Annotated in this window: 1 rRNA gene; it reads right to left on the bottom strand. The window is 52.0% G+C overall.

The window, feature by feature from the left end:
- Positions 1-831, bottom strand: a 16S ribosomal RNA gene (locus tag FCL47_RS24100); the annotation flags it as partial.

Raw genomic sequence — 831 nt, 5'->3', positions numbered from 1 at the left:
GACTACCGGGGTATCTAATCCTGTTCGCTACCCACGCTTTCGAGCCTCAGCGTCAGTTACAGACCAGAGAGCCGCTTTCGCCACCGGTGTTCCTCCATATATCTACGCATTCCACCGCTACACATGGAATTCCACTCTCCCCTTCTGCACTCAAGTTGAACAGTTTCCAAAGCATACTATGGTTAAGCCACAGCCTTTAACTTCAGACTTATCCAACCGCCTGCGCTCGCTTTACGCCCAATAAATCCGGATAACGCTCGGGACCTACGTATTACCGCGGCTGCTGGCACGTAGTTAGCCGTCCCTTTCTGGTAAGTTACCGTCACTGTGTGAACTTTCCACTCTCACACACGTTCTTCTCTTACAACAGAGCTTTACGATCCGAAAACCTTCTTCACTCACGCGGCGTTGCTCGGTCAGGGTTGCCCCCATTGCCGAAGATTCCCTACTGCAGCCACCCGTAGGAGTATGGACCGTGTCTCAGTTCCATTGTGGCCGATCAGTCTCTCAACTCGGCTATGCATCGTCGCCTTGGTAAGCCGTTACCTTACCAACTAGCTAATGCACCGCAGGTCCATCCCAGAGTGATAGCCAAAGCCATCTTTCAAACAAAAGCCATGTGGCTTTTGTTGTTATGCGGTATTAGCATCTGTTTCCAAATGTTATCCCCCGCTCCGGGGCAGGTTACCTACGTGTTACTCACCCGTCCGCCACTCACTGGTGATCCATCGTCAATCAGGTGCAAGCACCATCAATCAGTTGGGCCAGTGCGTACGACTTGCATGTATTAGGCACACCGCCGGCGTTCATCCTGAGCCATGATCAAACTCT

The organism is Desulfopila sp. IMCC35006 (genome assembly GCF_005116645.1).
Taxonomy (GTDB): Bacteria; Desulfobacterota; Desulfobulbia; order Desulfobulbales; family Desulfocapsaceae; genus Desulforhopalus_A.
This window is presented reverse-complemented; position numbering and strand designations above follow the sequence as displayed.